This is a genomic window from Ferranicluibacter rubi, from assembly GCF_011603255.1.
Taxonomy (GTDB): Bacteria; Pseudomonadota; Alphaproteobacteria; order Rhizobiales; family Rhizobiaceae; genus Ferranicluibacter; species Ferranicluibacter rubi.
On the sequence record NZ_JAANCM010000016.1, the window covers coordinates 1 to 16335 of the forward strand.

Annotated in this window: 15 protein-coding genes and 2 pseudogenes; 5 read left to right on the forward strand and 12 right to left on the reverse strand. The window is 60.7% G+C overall.

Features of this window, described 5'->3' with window-relative positions:
- Positions 1-18: 18 nt before the first annotated feature.
- Both G8E10_RS22730 and G8E10_RS22735 read right to left on the reverse strand, forming a co-directional pair.
- On the reverse strand, positions 19-1047 hold the full coding sequence (locus tag G8E10_RS22730; RefSeq protein ID WP_167130794.1) for an ABC transporter permease: 1029 nt from the start codon (positions 1045-1047) through the stop codon (positions 19-21).
- A gap of 16 nt (positions 1048-1063) precedes the next feature.
- Positions 1064-2665, reverse strand: a complete 1602-nt coding sequence (locus G8E10_RS22735; protein ID WP_132449972.1) for an ABC transporter substrate-binding protein — start codon at positions 2663-2665, stop codon at positions 1064-1066.
- Positions 2666-2799: 134 nt separating this feature from the next.
- Between G8E10_RS22735 and G8E10_RS22740 the strand changes: the two genes are divergently transcribed.
- The 3 genes from G8E10_RS22740 (at position 2800) to G8E10_RS22750 (ending at position 5847) form a co-directional block, all read left to right on the forward strand.
- Positions 2800-3504 carry a FadR/GntR family transcriptional regulator gene (locus G8E10_RS22740; protein WP_132449974.1) on the forward strand — a complete coding sequence of 235 codons (705 nt, stop codon included), beginning with the start codon at positions 2800-2802 and terminating at the stop codon, positions 3502-3504.
- A gap of 74 nt (positions 3505-3578) precedes the next feature.
- On the forward strand, positions 3579-4559 hold the full coding sequence (locus G8E10_RS22745; protein ID WP_167130795.1) for a mannonate dehydratase: 981 nt from the start codon (positions 3579-3581) through the stop codon (positions 4557-4559).
- 112 nt (positions 4560-4671) lie between these two features.
- Positions 4672-5847 (forward strand): lactonase family protein, encoded by a 1176-nt coding sequence (locus G8E10_RS22750; RefSeq protein ID WP_245507238.1) that lies wholly within the window; start codon positions 4672-4674, stop codon positions 5845-5847.
- A 68-nt stretch (positions 5848-5915) separates the two neighbouring features.
- Here the strand turns inward: G8E10_RS22750 and G8E10_RS26365 are convergent.
- The 3 genes and pseudogenes from G8E10_RS26365 to G8E10_RS22760 all read right to left on the reverse strand — a co-directional run.
- Positions 5916-6058 (reverse strand): annotated as a pseudogene (locus G8E10_RS26365) (helix-turn-helix domain-containing protein); the annotation flags it as partial.
- Positions 6059-6073: 15 nt separating this feature from the next.
- Entirely contained in the window at positions 6074-7075 is a 1002-nt protein-coding gene (locus G8E10_RS22755; RefSeq protein WP_167130796.1) for an IS30 family transposase, read from the reverse strand.
- Between the two features lie 749 nt (positions 7076-7824).
- Complete coding sequence (locus G8E10_RS22760) at positions 7825-8835, reverse strand: IS110 family RNA-guided transposase (protein ID WP_167130797.1); 1011 nt, start codon at positions 8833-8835, stop codon at positions 7825-7827.
- Between the two features lie 81 nt (positions 8836-8916).
- Between G8E10_RS22760 and G8E10_RS26120 the strand changes: the two are divergent.
- Positions 8917-9072, forward strand: a pseudogene (locus tag G8E10_RS26120) (IS630 family transposase); the annotation flags it as partial.
- A gap of 167 nt (positions 9073-9239) precedes the next feature.
- On the opposite strand, the gene G8E10_RS22765 reads toward G8E10_RS26120, so the two are convergent.
- From G8E10_RS22765 to aztA, 7 genes are all read right to left on the reverse strand, one after another.
- Positions 9240-10466, reverse strand: a complete 1227-nt coding sequence (locus G8E10_RS22765; RefSeq protein ID WP_132449886.1) for a type II toxin-antitoxin system HipA family toxin — start codon at positions 10464-10466, stop codon at positions 9240-9242.
- A complete protein-coding gene (locus G8E10_RS22770) occupies positions 10459-11049 on the reverse strand; it encodes a helix-turn-helix domain-containing protein (protein ID WP_167130798.1) in 591 nt (196 codons plus the stop codon). Before G8E10_RS22770 ends, G8E10_RS22765 begins: the two co-directional genes overlap by 8 nt.
- A gap of 393 nt (positions 11050-11442) precedes the next feature.
- Positions 11443-11730 (reverse strand): hypothetical protein, encoded by a 288-nt coding sequence (locus G8E10_RS22775; RefSeq protein WP_110802687.1) that lies wholly within the window; start codon positions 11728-11730, stop codon positions 11443-11445.
- Entirely contained in the window at positions 11727-12854 is a 1128-nt protein-coding gene (locus tag G8E10_RS22780; RefSeq protein WP_167130799.1) for a CobW family GTP-binding protein, read from the reverse strand. The genes G8E10_RS22775 and G8E10_RS22780 overlap by 4 nt, the downstream gene beginning before the upstream one ends.
- A 74-nt stretch (positions 12855-12928) precedes the next feature.
- Positions 12929-13879 (reverse strand): zinc ABC transporter substrate-binding protein AztC, encoded by a 951-nt coding sequence (aztC, locus tag G8E10_RS22785; protein ID WP_167130800.1) that lies wholly within the window; start codon positions 13877-13879, stop codon positions 12929-12931.
- Between the two features lie 20 nt (positions 13880-13899).
- Positions 13900-14766, reverse strand: coding sequence for a zinc ABC transporter permease AztB (aztB, locus tag G8E10_RS22790; RefSeq protein WP_110802726.1), 867 nt, complete (start codon positions 14764-14766; stop codon positions 13900-13902).
- Positions 14759-15565: a zinc ABC transporter ATP-binding protein AztA gene (gene aztA / locus G8E10_RS22795; RefSeq protein ID WP_167130801.1), complete on the reverse strand. Its 807-nt coding sequence runs from the start codon at positions 15563-15565 to the stop codon at positions 14759-14761. Before aztA ends, aztB begins: the two co-directional genes overlap by 8 nt.
- 356 nt (positions 15566-15921) lie before the next feature.
- On the opposite strand from aztA, the gene G8E10_RS22800 reads away from it, so the two are divergent.
- Complete coding sequence (locus G8E10_RS22800; RefSeq protein ID WP_110802692.1) at positions 15922-16335, forward strand: Fur family transcriptional regulator; 414 nt, start codon at positions 15922-15924, stop codon at positions 16333-16335.

The following is a 16335-nucleotide window of genomic DNA, read 5'->3' on the forward strand; positions in this document are numbered from 1 at the left end:
AGAGAATATCGCCGGCGCTCATGTCGTCACCTCGCGGGTACGGGGATCGAACACCAGATAAGCGAGATCCGACAGGAAATTGAGGAGCATGAAGATCAATCCGATGATGAGGGTGCCTGCGAGGATCGCGTTCATGTCGCCGGTCATCAGCGCATTGGTCATGTACTGTCCGATGCCGGGCCAGGAGAACACGATCTCCGTGACGACAGCGCCTTCGAGCAGCCCGCCGTAGGAAATCGCAAGGACGGTGATGAGCTGGACCGCGATGTTCGGCAGGAGATGGCCGGTGACGATCCGCATGCTGGATGCGCCCTTGGCCCGGGCCGCGATCACATAGTCCTGATTGAGCTGCTCCAGCGTGAAGCTGCGGGTCATGCGCGTGATGTAGGCCATAGCCGAATAGGCGAGAATGCAGGCGGGCAGGATAATGTGGTGGACGGCGTTCCAGAAGACCTCGGTATCGCCGGCGAGAAGACTGTCGACCAGCAGCAACCCGGTCCTCGGCTCGACGATACCCTCCAGATAGACATCCACCCGCCCCGGACTGCCGACCCATTCGAGGCCGGCGTAGAAGATCACGAGGCCGACGATGCCGAACCAGAAGACGGGGATCGAATGGCCTACGAGCGAGATCACGCGCGTGAGCTTGTCGATCCAGGTATCGCGAAAGAAGGCCGCCGTCATGCCCAGCGGCACGCCGACAAGCGTCGAGAGGATGACGGCGAGCGTCGCCAGCTCCAGCGTCGCGGGAAAGGCCTGCGCCAGATCCTGCAGGACCGGGTTTCCGGTCAGGATCGCCGTTCCGAGATCGCCGTGCAGGAGCGAGGTCAGATACAGCCAGAACTGCTCATAGACCGGCAGGTCGAGCCCGAGCCGAGCACGCATGGCCTGATAGGCGGCGGGATCGGCCAGCTCTCCGACGATCGCCCCGACGGGGTCGGTCGGCAGGATGCGACCGATCACGAAGGTGACGATGAGCAGAACGAACAGGCTGAGGAGCAGCTGGCCAATCCGCTTGCCAAGCTCGATGAGGGTGAACTCTTTCATGAGACGATCGCCTTGGTCACGGGGCGTCTGTCTTGGTGACGGCTTCGATGCGAGTCAGGGACCAAGGGTGGCCGCTATATCCTTTCACGCGCCCGCTGACGACGATCGGCTCGAAGCGCTCGAACATCGGAAGCACCGCCGGCTTCAGCGCGATGAATTTTTCCTGGATCTGCCGGACGAGGTCGAGACGCTTCGCATCGTCGCGTTCCCGGTTCGCCTGTTCGCGCAGCGCATTGAGGTCCGGAATGTCCCAGGCCGAGCGCCAGACGAAGTTGCCGGCATTGTTGGCTTCCTTGGCATTATTCGGGTTCGACGCAAAATTGTCCAGCGACCCGAGCGCCGTCGGCATGAACGAACCGGTCTGGGGAAGAAGCAGGTCGAAATCGCGCGCGCGGTGCGCCGCGACGATATCCGCGCCGTTGCCTTGCTGGATCGTCACCGTGATGCCGATTTCGGCAAGGCTTGCCTGGATCGCTGTCGCCATATCGACACGCGGCGTCTGGGAGATCGTCTTCAGCGTCAGCGACAGGCCGTTGGGATAGCCTGCGTCGGCAAGAAGCTTCTTGGCTTTTTCGGGCTGGAAGGACCAGTCGGGATTGGCGATGGCGCCGGCCCAGTCCTCGGGAACCGGCACGTTTCTCCAGCGGCCGTAGGAGCCGAGGATCGTATCCGCGATGCCCTTGTAGTTGATGCCGTAGGCGATGGCTTCGCGAACTTCGGGCTTGGCAAGCGCTTCCCGGCCGGCATTCATCGCCAGCACGTAGTAACCGCCGGTCTTGACCTGATCGATGACGAAGCCTGTCTTCGTCTCGAAGGTCCGGACGTCGGCGGCCGTCAGCGCGTTGGCAATGTCGATATCGCCGCGTTCGAGCATCAGGCGGGCCGCCTGGCTCTCGGGCACATGCCGCATGACGATGCGGCGGATCGCCGGCGCGCCGCCGCGATAGTCCTTGTTGGCTTCCAGCAGGACGATGTCGTTCGGCGTCCAGCGGCGCAGCGTGTAGGGACCTGAACCGGCGGCCGTCGTGCGCAGCCATTCATTGCCGTAATCGCCGTTCTTCACGTGCTTTTCGACCTCGACGCTATCGACGACGCTCGAAACGCCCATGGCAAGGCGATAGAGAAGCGCTTCGGGAATAACCTTGTCGGTCAGTTCGATGCGGAATGTCTTGTCATCGATGGCGGACACGAGGCCTTCGATGTTGTCGGCCGTGTAACCAGCGGTCTTGTAGTTGGTGGCGGCCGACTGGTCGAGCTTCAGGAGACGGACGATCGAGAAGACCACGTCCTTCGCCGTCACGGGATTGCCGGAGGTGAAGGTGGCTTCGCGCAGCTTGAAGGTGATGCCCTTGTCGTCCACCTCCCAGCTTTCGGCGAGCTGCGGCTTGATCTTGTAGCCATCAGTCTGGTCGGAGAAGACGAGACGGTCATAGGTGTTCGCGAGGATCTCCTGCGTCTTGACCTCGGTTCCCTGCTGTGGATCGAGCGACAGGACCTGCGCCAGCGACGTGCCGATGATCAACTGATCGTTCGGAGTTTCCGCCAACACGGCCGTCGCACTGCCGAGAGAGACGGCGAGGGCCGCTCCCACCAGAAACGGTGAGCAAAAAGGTTTCATCGAACGTCCTCCCAGAGACATATTCATCAATATTAGGTGATATGTCGTATTATGATTATGGTCATTTTTTGAAAGTCGCAATAGCACGTCGTAAAATGTGATACCTGCCTTGTACGCGGCATGGGGACAGAACAATGAAAACCGTTTCAAATCGAAGGCCGCGTCTTGCGCAGGGCGTCATAGACGAGTTGAAGCGCCAGATCGGAGCAGGGACCCTCTCGTCCGGCGCACAACTGCCGACGGAACCACAACTGGAACGCCAGTTCTCCGTCAGCCGTACAGTGGTGCGTGAAGCGATTGCCGAACTGCGCGCGGCCGGGCTGGTCACGCCGATCCAGGGCAAGGGCATGTTTGTCATGGATACCGCGAGCCGGACATCCGTTACGCTGACGCCGATCGAGTTGGAAAGCGTACCACAGACGCTCGAACTCATCGAGTTTCGCATGGGTGTTGAGGTGGAAGCTGCTGGAATTGCTGCGTATAGACGCTCCGCTTCCCAAGAGGAGGCCATCCGTCTGGCGCATCAGGAGATGGCGCGCAAGATCGATGCCGGCGACCCGACGGTCGAGATCGACTTCCTGTTCCACCGCGCCATTGCCGCTGCCACCAACAACCGGTATTTCGCCGAAGCGCTCGACCGATACGGCCAGAGATCCATTCCCCGAGGGCAGTTTCCCACTTTGCCGGATGCCGGAAGCCGGACGTACCTGACAGGCGTCCTTGCCGAGCATGAACGCGTTCTCGACGCAATTTCCGATCAGGATCCGGAGATGGCGCGGGTGGCGATGCGGGATCATCTCGTCGCCAGCCAGAAGCGATACCGGCGGCTCGCGCGGTAGGGCGACACCGCCGCGCCTCGCTCGACAACCCGCAAAATTCATATTATGTCATATCACGTTCAGGAGGATACGACATGTATGTAGGAACCCAACTCGCTGCGCGCGACGACGACGATTACCGGGTCTGGTCACAGCTCGGCGTCAACCATATCTGCGCCGATCCAGACGGTCCGCTCGACCGCTGGTCGCTCGACGATCTCAGGAGATTGCGCGAGAAGGTCGAAAGCTTCGGCCTCGTCCTGGACATGATCCAGCTGCCGCTGCCGTCGAGCCCGATCGAGACGGCGACCTATCCCGACATCCTTTTGGCGGGCCCGAACCGCGACCGGCAGATCGACGCGATCTGCACGCTGATCGAGAACCTCGCAAAGGCCGGCATTCCCGCGGCTAAGTACAATCTCAACCTGATCGGCATTCCGCGCACGCCGGACGAGAAGGGGCGGGGCGGTTCTCTCAACGCGTCCTTCCGCTGGGACAAGACCGATCGTGACGCCGCACCCGGTCTAGCCGGTGTCCTTTCCGAAGAGGAGAACTGGGAGCGGATCGACTATTTCCTCGAACGCGTCGTGCCCGTTGCTGAATCCAACCGCGTGCGCCTCGCATGCCACCCGCACGACCCCTACACCCCGCCCGGCTACAAGGGCGTGACCCGCGTCCTCGGCACGGTGGAAGGGCTGAAGAAATTCGTCACGATGCGGGAGAGCGCCTATCACGGCCTCAATTTCTGCCAGGGCACGGTCGGCGAGATGCTCGACAATCCGCGCGAGGAGATCGAGGACGTCATCCGCTGGTTCGGCAGCCGGAAGAAGATCTTCAACCTTCACTTCCGCAACATCCGCGGCCGGAAGCTTTCCTTCATGGAGACATTCCCGGATGAGGGCGACATGGACATGGCCCGCTCCCTGAAGGTCTACAAGGAAGTTGGCTACTCCTACATGATCATGCCGGATCATGTGCCCGCGATCTCCGGCCGCGACCCGCAGGGCGTCGCCTTCGCCTATTGCTACGGCTACACCACCGGGCTGCTGCAGGCGCTGGACGCCTTCGACGCTTGAGACCTGCTGGCTGCCGACGGAAGGCAGCCGGTCGCTCTCACCCTCACCGTGAAATGCCGGATCGGCCGGCACCCGGTCGCCTGCCTCTTAATCATAACGCGAAGGATTGCCGATGCCGAAAGTAATGTCCGTTTCAGCCCTTTGCCTGACGATTGCCGCCACCTCGATGGTATCTGCCACCGTATCGCGCGCAGAGACATATGTTTACGTTTCCGCCGCGACAGACGGGAAGATCGATACCTATCGGCTGGATGAGACATCCGGCAATCTCAAATCTCTGGGTGATGTCGATGCCGGCACCTCGGTCATGCCCATGACCGTCAGTCCCGACCGGACGCGTCTCTACGCCGTCGTCCGGTCGCAGCCCTACCGGGTGCTGACCTATGCGATCAATCCCTCCACGGGCAGCCTGACGGAGAAGGCATCGGCCGCATTGCCGGACAGCATGCCGTATGTCTCGATCGATCCTTCCGGCAGGCTTTTGTTCTTTGCGTCCTACGGCGGCAACAAGATCGCATCCCTTCCGGTGGGCCTGGAAGGTCTGGTCAAGGACGGTGCGAAGCAGGTCATCCCGACCGGGCACAACGCGCATTCCATCGTCAGTGATAAAAGCGGAAAATACATCTTCGTCACCAATCTCGGCGCAGATGCGGTGCTTCAATACAGGCTGAACGGCGAGACAGGCCTGCTGGAGCCAAACAGCCCGGCATCCGTGCAGACAAAGCCGGGGCAGGGTCCCCGACATATCGTCGTCTCCCCGGACAACCGGTCCATCTATATTCTCACCGAACTCACCGGCGAGGTCATCCACTACGCTCTCGATGCCGCGACGGGGACGCTGGCCGAACGCGACACCGCCACGATCCTCCCACCCGAATCGACCCTCGAGCCGGGCGTCGCGCCTCCACCCCCGCCGCCGTTCAGTCAGCCGTTGAAGCCCGCAGCCGCCAGCACCACGACGCCACCCGCGCGGATCTGGGCGGCCGATATCGGCGTGACGCCCGACGGCCGCTTCGTCTATGCGACCGAGCGATCGACCAGCATCATCACGGCGTTTGCGGTAGACCCCGAAACCGGCGCGCTGACACGTCTTAGCAGCATCGGCACGGAGAAACAGCCGCGGGGCATCCGGATCGACCCCACCGGCCGCTTCCTCATCGCATCGGGAGAGAAATCCGACAGGCTTTCCGTCTACGCCATAGACGGCCAGACCGGCAGGCTTACAGAACAAGGGCGTTATCCCGTGGGCAAGGGCGCGAACTGGATCGAAATCGTCGACGTGCCATGATCGGGTCGTCGCAGTCGTCGTCGGCAAAGGGGAACGATGTCGGCTTCACCCTTTCCGCGAACGCCGTCGGTCGAGCGATGTCGATGCAGTTTCTCGGCGATCACGTCAACGCTCAGTCCAGCCGTACGCAGCGCGCAATCTTGCGGCGTTCATCCAGATCGATATGGTAATAGGTGCGTGGAGAAGCTAACCCAAGTGCATCATGCCTGATTTGGAGGATATTGGATCAGCTGCCTTCCTGCAAATGCGCTGTAAACACCTCGGTTGGCGTCCTGTATCCAAGACATTTGCGCGGCTGATTGTTGATATGGTGCGTGAGGTGTAGAAGGTCGCGCTGTGAAACAACTGCCAGATCTGTGGTGCCAGGCAGGTAGCGCGGAATGCGCTTGTTGGTGTTTTCGACGGTGCCTTTTTGCCAAGGTGCACTTGGGTCGCAAAACCAACTACACGCTCCGATCCCATCTTCCAAAGCCCTGAACCCGGCAAACTCGGTACCGCGATCAAATGTGAAGCTTTGACGTGCGAATGCCGGTAAAGGCGAAAACGCTCTGATGATCTTGTCCATGATCGGGCGCGAGTGTCGGCTCGGATTCTTGATGAGAACGGCATAGCGGCTCTTTCGCTCCACGAGAGTGGTGACATTGGCATGGCCGAATGGGCGTTGGAAGATGAGCAGGTCGCCCTCCCAATGCCCAAACCGTGATCTATCTCCAACAAAATCAGGCCGTTGGGATATGCGGTGCGTGGCTGGAAACGCACCGTCGCGTGGCTTTCTTGATCGCATAGGACGACGTTTGCGGCGTGCCTCCGGTAGATATTGATAGAGACCAAGCCCATAATCTTCCTTGCTGTAGATGAAGCGATAGATTGTCTCCTTACAAACGCGAACGAGACTGAGGCCGTCTGACAGCAGGCGTCCGGCAATCTGTTCTGGTGACCAGCGAGCCTCCAACTGGTTGACAATCTCTGCGCGCAAAGTCGGGTGGCGCTGCAGCTTTCTCAACCGCCGGCGCCGCTCTTTGGCAATACCCTCGGCAACCGTGCTGTAATAGCCGTCGTAGTCCGGGAGTTCGCGATCGTGAAACGTGTTGCGCTTGATCTCGCGGTATATAGTTGAGCGATGGCGACCAAGCTGACGTGCCATCTCGTTGATGGGAACGTTTGCCGCCACTAGGTGATGCAGGCGCCGGCGATCGGCGAGGGTGATCTGCGTATAGGATCGCGACATGCCTAAATCTCCAAAATGAAACCCCTTGAAATCATTGGCATGTCGCAGTTGGAAATAGAATGTACCCGGCTACATATATCGATTAGATAATATATCTTATGGAACTCTTGAGCATTGCGCCGTCACTTTCTTTCGCACGTCTTTCGAACCGTATAGCCCATATCGCTTTCGTGGCCGGACTTGTCAGCGATGAGATCCAGACCTATCCTATCCGGGTCGGCCTCAGTTCCGACTATGAACCAGCTGCCAAGTTTAACCCCTTGGAGGTGCGGAAGGTTGAGCCTAGACGCTACGACGTAACATGCTGATGTATTTCTGTTTTTTGCTGTCCAGGTGAGTTGGCCTTCCGCGCCTGTAGCGGGGTCAAATGCCGCGCTGAAACACACTCAAGGCCAAACGTCTCCAAAAATGGCGGCAAAAACTCTGAAAGCTCAGCATCTCAATCCGCCATATCACTGTGAAAACGAAGAGAGCGCTTACCATCTCAAATCAGCCCTGCTCAATCCATGTATGGATGGCTCCTGCGAGTCAAGGATACGATTGGCTCCGGTGAACAGGTCGGTTGCGGCCAGGTATACCGCGTCTGATATGCAGCGAGACCGCTGCGCGCCCTGATGAATATCCGCCTGGAGAGCAGGTCCTACTCAATCGAGCGCTCTCGAAGAGCTTCGGATTGATCGGGGTGTCCTGGTTCTTCGTCTCTGCTTATTGGCCATCACCTCGCGTTGCCCTGACCATTCCGAGAGCTGTCAGGCGGCCTGCGGCTCGTATCGAGAACCGTCCCTGAGGACGGCGAAGATCATTCTTGCCATGCGATGCGCCAGGGCAATCGCGACAATCTTCGTCTTCTTCCGCACGAGCATGCCCGACAGCCGGTCCGATCCTGACTCTCGCTCGAGCCGACGTCTGAGCATGATCTGCGCCATGGCGCCGAGATACCGCAGGCGCCGGATGTATCGATTACCCATCTTCGAGATCCCGCCCACCCTCTGCTTGCCTCCGGTAGAGTGAGGCTTGGGCGTAAGGCCGAGCCAGGCGGCATAATCCCTCGCGCAGTCGAAGTTGTCGACATTCGGTGTCGTTGCCGCGATAATCGTCGCCGACAGCACCCCCACACCGGGGATCGTCGCCAGACGCTGACTTGTCTCGCTTTGCGAATAGGTCTCTTCGATCTCGCCCGTCAGCCGCTCGATCCGCATGTCCGCTTCGGAAAGTTGCTCAAAGAGTAAGATCAAGAGCATCCGAGCCGCTTGCGGCAACTGATCCACTTGTTCCTTCAACCGCTCGATATTCTGCGCGCCCTTAGCCGTTATGATGCCAAACTCAGTCATGTGGGCCCGGATCGCATTACCGATCTGCGTGCGTTGACGGACCAGAAAGTCCCGCGTGCGATGAAGAACCATGACCAACGAGCAGGACTCGCTCTTGATGGCGACAAACCGCATCGAGGGCCGCGTCACAGCCTCGCAGATGGCGGCCGCGTCCGCGGCGTCGGTCTTTCCGCGCTTCACGTATGGCTTCACATAAGACGGCGGCATCAGCCGGACGTCATGTCCCATTTGCTGAAGCCTGAGTCCCCAGTCATAAGCACCAGCGCAAGCCTCCATGCCAATCAGGCACCGTGGGCGGTTCTGGAAAATCGCAAGCAACTGGCTGCGCCGAAGCTGGCGCCGTACAAGAACCAGACCGTTCTCGTCGACACCATGGATCTGGAAGACGCTCTTTGCGAGGTCAATACCAACTGTGGCAAGTTCTGACATGGATCGCTCCTTTGCTCCGGACAATGACACCCGAACTATGCCGGAATACGCCGGCTGAAGCAGGAGCCATCCACAACATCAATCGAGAAGGCGTTCGCCAAGCTCAAGGCTGCTTTGCGCGCCAAAGCCGAGCGCACGGTCGAGGTCTTATGGAATACGGTCGGCCAGATCGTCACCCTGTTCGAGCCGCAAGAATGCGCCAACGACTTCAAATCGTGCGGATATGACCCCGAGTAAAGTGGAGGCGCTCTAGCGTTTTCCGCCCGCTCGGGCTGAGATCGAACGCGATCGGCATTTCATGCCGAGAAAGACCTTGTCAGCCTATGCAGTGAGGCATTGAACCTTTCACGGATCAATGCCCAGCTAGCCGGGGCGTCATCTTCGGACGGCGCCCTGCCCTTCGCCTACGTGCATTCTCGATACAACTCGATGGACGGCGCGTGCGCTTTGATCATTTCCCGGACCTTGTCGGCCATTGGCAAGTTGGCTGTCTCCGCGTCCCACACGGCTCGGAAACGCTCCACCGTCTCGCGTGCCGTATCGAGCACCAGCTTCTCGGACAATTCCGCTTTGGCGGCGAGATGCGCCAGTTCGTCCAGTGACAACGCGGCCATTTTCCTCGTGCGCGAGAAGTTTAGTGCGGCCGTATCCTCACCTTTCATATAGGGTATCGTCGATAGCAGGTCGTAAGCGGGGGAAAGCGCTGGTGTTCGTCGGTCGGGATAGATCAGCGACCAGTTCTTCAGATGCATGTCGCCATTGCCGATCAGCGTACTGAAAACGAGCCGCCGTATGAACTCGGCGACATCGGCAGGTCCTGTTTCGATACCCAGCACGCGCGCGATGCTACGGTAGTTGCCTTTGTCGTATTTGTGATCGGGAAACACACCGAACACCTGCGCGAAATCTTCGATATGGACCGGACCTTCCGCCGTGCGATCGAAGCGCCTTATCGCCAGCGCCTGACCTTGCAGCTCGCCCAAGCCTTGCGGTAGACCGTCGACGGCATCCAGATCGACCAGCTGGATCTCGGGGACATTCATCCCCATCATGCCGGCGATCGTCATCATCGCGAACTCGTTCTCGGGAACGCCGCTATATTGCTGAGAAGGCAGTTTCACGATCCATGAACCGCCGGTCCCTTCCGCCGGTATGGTCAGGCCGCCTGCTCTTCCCGTATTTTTGAATGCCGAGAATTTCAGCTGCACGCCGGCCAGCGAAAACCGCAAGGCGTTCGGTCGTGCCTCGAGATCGTCCCGATCGTCGTCCGGAGGTGCGTCATCCCCTTCCGAGGAGTGTACGGTTACCGCGCCCGGCAGGTCGCGCCCCAACATCCAAAGCAGAAAAAATTCGCGCGTCTGCTTTACGCGGGCGCGTTCGGCAAGGTATCGGCGCAGAGGTCCCTCCGGCAGAAGGTTCGAGAAGAACGGCGGCACGACCATGTTATAAGGCCGGAACTTGGTCACAAGCCCGCCGAAGGCGTCTTTGTAGGAAAGACTGAGTGTCGGGCGCTTCTCGTTGTCGATATAATCCGTGTTGAACGCGAAGATGGTGCGGCCATCCTGCAGGTTGGTCAGGGTCGCGACCCGTTCGCCATTAAGCCTGACATCCAGTACCGTGACCTTAGGCATCATCGTCCTCCTCGTCCAGCGCATAGGCCGAGCGCGGAATCGCGTCATCGCGGTCACGATGCACCGCTGCATTGCGCAGTGCCCTTACGGCGTGCACAAAATCGCGCACTTCCTTGGGCGAGGGCGGATCGCTCTTCCAGCGTTGAAGCCTCATGGTCAGGTCATGTAGCGTTTCCAGCTCGTCGGCCGTCAATGGCAGATGGCGCAGGAGCGCTAGACTGTCCTTAAGGCTATCGGCATCCGAGGCGACAGCGAAGCGATCTCTTCCTTCAGCCAGCCAACGGTCGATACGTCCCACCAGATGGCGCTGTTGCGAGGTCAGGGAATTGCTCGTTAAGGATGCGTTGGCGAGGATGTTTCCTATCGCCGGCATCAGCTTTCTAGGAGCGAGGACGATCTCGAGATCGAGCGCACGCGCAACATCCACGAGACTTGCAAGTCCCGGCTCCATGGTGCCCCGCTCTATCTGCGATATATGGCTCTGTGTCAGGCCAGAGCGCGCACTTAGCTCGCGCTGGGACATGTTACGTGCCTCGCGTGCTGCACGTATCTGCTGGGTGATGTGCTCAGTTTTGTATGCCATAATCATTATCCTGTATCAGGCAATACCATATATACAGGATAATATATAAAGGATTCTGCAAGGCATGGCAATGATGATATATGATAGTGTATTAACTGGGTGTTTTATGCAGGATTCTATATCATCCTGACGCGTGCAGCACCGGCGGGTGTTGATAATCGCCCAAATTCGATCCCCGGTCGCATGAACGCGCACAACGACCACGGCTCCAGTGAAGGCGAGGCAGTCGCGATTGCCAAGTCCGACAGGGGCCGCACGCATGTCGAGGGGACATTGCTCGGCCTTTTCGGTATCGACTAGTCGCGCGACAGATGCTCGCCACTCTCACGCGACGCACGATGCGTCGATCCGAACCAAACATCGCATCGCGCTTCCTCACATCATGCGTTCATTTCATTGCTTGGCCTTCACGGCATCGGAAAACGCATGGGCGAGATCCTGCTCCGACACATCCTTCATCGCCATATGGATGGAGACCTGGAGCATATCCGTGTCTTGCATCACCAGAATGACCGTCTCCTTCGGCGGGCAGCCGGGCACGTGGCAAGCGAGCTCGCTCACCGTGACAACTGCCTCGTCCGGCAGCGCGAGCAGCTGGCGCGCCCAGGATTTGATCGAGCGTGCGCTGTTGATGACCGAGGCTCCATTTCGCGCCAGCGGGTTGACGAAGGCCGCACTCATGCCGCGCCGCGCTTGCGTGTTGGCGCACGGGGAGCCAGCACCTCGAAGAGATCGCGGATCGGCTTGACCGGCATGTTCCGGCCTATGAGCACCACGCGGCTGCCGCGATCGTCGTCCGGCCAGCGTTCCAGGCGCTGGAGCGGGTAGAGGCGATGCTGCACGGCGTGCGCGACCAGCGGCCGGGCCGGATCATCCGAAAGCGCGAACAGGCCCTTCAGCCGCAGCAGGCCGGAGCCGATATTGGTCGTCACGATGTGCAGGAAGGTCTCGACCGCCTGGGGCGAAAGGGTCACGTCATGACGCAGACTGATCGCCTCGACTTCATCCCCGTGCCGGTTGGGGTCGTGGGCGTGATCTCCGTGAGCCGCCAGCCTCTCCATCGCTAGCCAGCCGGGGACGTCCTCGGTCTTGCCGCTGACGGAATAGGCACCCGTGCCGAAGAGTTCGGCGAGCGCAAACCCTTGCCGGTGGCGGTCGTGATAGACAGCGGCCGGATTGAGCGCGCTCAGTTCTCCCGGCCAGTCGTGATGCCCCCCGGCGATATCGGTCTTGGTCAGGACCACGTGATCGGCAAAGGCCAGTTGCTTCCAGCCTTCCATGAAACCGTCGAGCGTCGCGCGGCCGCCCAGCACATCGAAGGTGGTTACGACACGGGCAAGGTGGAAATGCCGGGCGACGACATGATCCCGCAGCGCCAGCGCCGGCGATCCCCCGGGAATGACGCTGTTGATGATCGGTGCCGGGTCGGCGAGTCCGGTCGTCTCGATCACCACCCGAGCGACCGGGGGTATGTCGCCACGCATCTGAGCATCGTGAAGCTCCGATAGGGAGCGCCGGATGTCGCTTGTCGCCGTGCAGCAGATGCAGCCGGTGGTCGTCCGGGCATAGGTTTCGGAGCCCTTGCGGACCAGATCGTGATCGATCGGGACAGTGCCGAACTCGTTGATGATCACGGCCGTACCCTGCATGCGCGGATCAGCCAGAACATCGTTCAGCAACGTTGTCTTGCCCGATCCGAGAAAGCCGGTCAGAAGCGTGACCGGCACGGAATCGTACAGCCGTTTCACCCCATCCTCCGTAGCACCCGCTGCCTTGCGCCATCGCTTGAACACGCTGCCCGCCATCGTCCAGGGACTCCCTGCGGTTTGAGGTCGGGGTCAGACGCCTGCCCGACCAAAGCCGGACAGGCGCTTGCGGATCAGCTGCCGAGAATGGCGGCCGTCATCGTCTTTACGTTGTGATGGAACATGTCGATATAGGTGGAGGCCGGGCCGTCCTTGGCCGAAAGCGCGTCGGAATAGAGCGTGCCGCCGATCTTCAAGCCGGTCTCGCGGCCAATCTGCTCGACAAGCCGCGGGTTGGTGATGTTTTCGACGAAGATCGCCGACGCCTTGTCCTGCTTCACCTGATCGACGAGCTTGGCGACATCGGCCGCAGAAGCTTCCGCTTCGGTCGATATGCCTTCCGGCGCGATGAAGTTCAGGCCGTAGGCATGGGAGAAGTAGCCGAAGGCATCATGCGAGGTGATGATGGTGCGCTTGTCCTGCGGGATGCCGGCGATCGCCGCCTTCACCTCCGTATCCAGCGCCTTGAGTTTTGCCAGATAGTCTGTGGCATTGGCCGTATACGTCGCGCAACCCGCCTTGTCCGCCGCGCAGAAGGCGTCGGCGATGTTCTTCACGTAAATCTCGCCGTTGGCGATCGACTGCCAGGCATGGGGATCGAACGCGCCGTGATCATGGCCCGCATGGCCGGCCTCGGGCGCCTTGCCGGCTTCGTCGTGGTGCCCTTCCGCCTCGTCCGCCTTCAACGGCTCGACGCCCTTGCTGACCTCGATGACGGACGCTTCGGTGCCGCTGGTCTCGATCAGCCGGGACATGAAGCCTTCGAGATGGAGGCCGTTGACCAGAACGACCTGCGCCTTCTTGAGCGCTGCGGCATCGGCCGGACGCGGCTCGTAGACGTGGGCGTCGCCATCCACCGGCACGAGGGTCGAGATCTGAACGCGGCTCCCTCCGACGTTCTTCGCGAGATCCGCGATGATGGAAAAGCTGGCCACGACCTTGAGGTCGGCGGCCGACGCGCCGGACGCGAAGCCGCCAAGGGCAAGAATGCTGGCGCAGGTGATGAGACGGACTGTCCTGAACATGGAAATCTCCTTTTTGGTGATCAGGCGGACGTATGCCGGCGCGAGGGAAGCGCGCTGGCAAGCACGCCCCTTCGGCCGAAGAGAGCGGAGAACAGGTAGGCGACGCCCGCGACCATGATGATGGCCGGGCCGGATGGCATGGAGGCGTGATAGGATAAAAGCAGGCCGCCAAGCGACGAGACGACGGCGATAGCAATGGCGATCCCGCAAAGCGCCCGGACATCGTTCGACCAGAAGCGCGAGGTCACGGCCGGCAGCATCATCAGCCCGACCGACAGCAGCGTGCCGAGTGCCTGGAAGCCGCCGACCAGATTGAGAACGACGAGCACCAGAAACAGGAGGTGCGTCGGGCCGCCGATGCGGCTGACGGAGCGCAGGAATAAAGGATCGAGGCATTCGGCGACCAGCGCGCGCCAGAAAATGCCCAGGGCCAGAAACGTGACAACGGCAATTCCGAGGATCAAGACCAGCGCTTCGTCGTTGAGCGCAAGGACGGAGCCGAACAGCACATGCATCAGATCGACGCTCGATCCGCGCCAGGATACCAGCAGCACCCCCACGGCGAGCGAGATGAGATAGAAGGCCGCCATCGAGGCATCCTCCTTCTGGACCGTGAAGCGCGACACGAAACCAGAGCCGAGCGCCACCAGCAGGCCGACGACCAGCCCGCCGATCGTCATCGGCATGATCTCGAGCCCGAAGAGAACAAAGCCGATGGCCGCACCCGGCAGGATGGCATGGGACATGGCATCGCCTGTCAGGCTCATGCGGCGCAGCATCAGGAAGACGCCAACAGGTGCGCAGCTGACGGAGAGCACCAGCGAGCCCAGAAGCGCCCGTTGCATGAAGCCGTATTCGACGAAGGGAGACACCAGCCATTCAAACATGCGCGGCACTCCGCGCCACATCCCGGCCATGCAGGGGATCTTCGGGGGCCTGAGGCAGCAGCGCCGGGACCGGCTCCACGCACCAGGCGGCGTTCTCGTCCCAGGCCTCCTGGAATGTGCGGGCCGCCGAGAGATTGTTCGGCGTCATGACATCGGTCGTCCTGCCCCATGCCACGGGCTTGCGGGCCATCAGCAGCGTCTGCGGAAAATGGCCGTTCACCAGCGCATGATCGTGCAGGACGCAAAGGATCGTCCGGCCTTCGTCCGCCCATTGCCGGATCAGCGCAAGCAGGTCGCGGACCGTGCGCTCGTCCACCGCGTTGAAGGGTTCGTCCAGCAGGATTAGATCGGCATCCTGCAGCATGGTGCGGGCAAAGAGCGTCCTTTGCATCTGCCCGCCGGAAAGACTGTCAAGCGACCGGGTCTCGAAACCCGAGAGGCCGACGGCCGCAAGACAGTCCAGAAGCCGCGCCTTGTCGCTGCGGGTCATGCGACCAAGGAGCCCCCTCTCCTGCCAGAAACCGAGCGAGACGAGATCGATCACCCGTGCCGGAAAGGACCGATCGATTTCGGATTGCTGCGGAAGATAGGCGAGCCGCCTGTACGCGGCGTCGAAGCTGCCGCTGATCGGCTTCAGGATGCCGGCGACGCCCTTCATCAGCGTGGATTTGCCGGATCCGTTGGCACCCACGACCGCCGTCAGCGAACCCCGCTCGACCACACCCGAAAGGTGGTGGACGGCTGCGTGGCGCTGATAGCCGAGCGTCAGATCTTTGAATTCCAGGCAGGTGCTGCTCATCGCGTCCTCAGGGATTGACAGCGGCGGTATAAGTAATGTTATTACATACGTCAAATGAATTGTTACGTAATAACATATGTTCGACGTTCCGATGACGGCGCGGATCCGAGAAGACGGTGACCTTGCAGCCGGCGGATCAACCCCAGGTGATAGGCGAGATCAAACGACGCGACGACCTCATTGGGGTTTCCGCTGCCGTAAGCCGGAACGAGGTCTGCACGCTGAAGAGCAAGGGCCCGCCTACCGTCGCCGTTGCCGCCTCGAGGATCCACCGCGATGCGATGAAGCCACGACCCGGAACCGGCAGAAACAATCCCGGGCCGACCTCAAAGACCGGCACCCTTTCGGAGATCCGCATGTTGCCCGCCGTTCCTTCCCACGATCTGAAGCTGACGCGAAACCAGAGCCTCGTGCTCTCGGTTCTGCAAGCGTCCGATCAGCCGCTGAGCGCCTACAGCATTCTGAACAGGCTGCGCGACGACGGCTTGCGCGCACCGCTTCAGGTGTATCGGGCGCTGGACAAGCTGATGCAGGCCGGCCGCATTCACCGTTTGGAAAGCATGAATGCCTTCGTCGTGTGTTGTCATTCAATGCACGGGCAGATCCACCCGCGGATCACCGCCTTCGAGATCTGCGAGTCCTGCGGAAAGGTCAACGAATTCCACGACGCGACGATCGAAGACGCCTTGGGATCCCGCGCCCGGATCAGCGGCTTCAAGATCCGCTCGACCACGATCGAGGTGCACGGCCTTTGCGCCGAATGCCGCTGA

Coding starts and splice junctions, on each gene's coding strand:
- aztC (WP_167130800.1), bottom strand. CDS start 13,879: ATGTTCAGGACAGTCCGTCTCATCACCTGCGCCAGCATTCTTGCCCTT.
- G8E10_RS22735 (WP_132449972.1), bottom strand. CDS start 2,665: ATGAAACCTTTTTGCTCACCGTTTCTGGTGGGAGCGGCCCTCGCCGTC.
- G8E10_RS22800 (WP_110802692.1), top strand. CDS start 15,922: ATGTTGCCCGCCGTTCCTTCCCACGATCTGAAGCTGACGCGAAACCAG.
- G8E10_RS22775 (WP_110802687.1), bottom strand. CDS start 11,730: ATGAGTGCGGCCTTCGTCAACCCGCTGGCGCGAAATGGAGCCTCGGTC.
- aztA (WP_167130801.1), bottom strand. CDS start 15,565: ATGAGCAGCACCTGCCTGGAATTCAAAGATCTGACGCTCGGCTATCAG.
- G8E10_RS22755 (WP_167130796.1), bottom strand. CDS start 7,075: ATGTCGCGATCCTATACGCAGATCACCCTCGCCGATCGCCGGCGCCTG.
- G8E10_RS22760 (WP_167130797.1), bottom strand. CDS start 8,835: ATGTCAGAACTTGCCACAGTTGGTATTGACCTCGCAAAGAGCGTCTTC.
- G8E10_RS22770 (WP_167130798.1), bottom strand. CDS start 11,049: ATGGCATACAAAACTGAGCACATCACCCAGCAGATACGTGCAGCACGC.
- G8E10_RS22750 (WP_245507238.1), top strand. CDS start 4,672: ATGCCGAAAGTAATGTCCGTTTCAGCCCTTTGCCTGACGATTGCCGCC.
- G8E10_RS22765 (WP_132449886.1), bottom strand. CDS start 10,466: ATGCCTAAGGTCACGGTACTGGATGTCAGGCTTAATGGCGAACGGGTC.
- G8E10_RS22780 (WP_167130799.1), bottom strand. CDS start 12,854: ATGGCGGGCAGCGTGTTCAAGCGATGGCGCAAGGCAGCGGGTGCTACG.
- G8E10_RS22740 (WP_132449974.1), top strand. CDS start 2,800: ATGAAAACCGTTTCAAATCGAAGGCCGCGTCTTGCGCAGGGCGTCATA.
- G8E10_RS22730 (WP_167130794.1), bottom strand. CDS start 1,047: ATGAAAGAGTTCACCCTCATCGAGCTTGGCAAGCGGATTGGCCAGCTG.
- aztB (WP_110802726.1), bottom strand. CDS start 14,766: ATGTTTGAATGGCTGGTGTCTCCCTTCGTCGAATACGGCTTCATGCAA.
- G8E10_RS22745 (WP_167130795.1), top strand. CDS start 3,579: ATGTATGTAGGAACCCAACTCGCTGCGCGCGACGACGACGATTACCGG.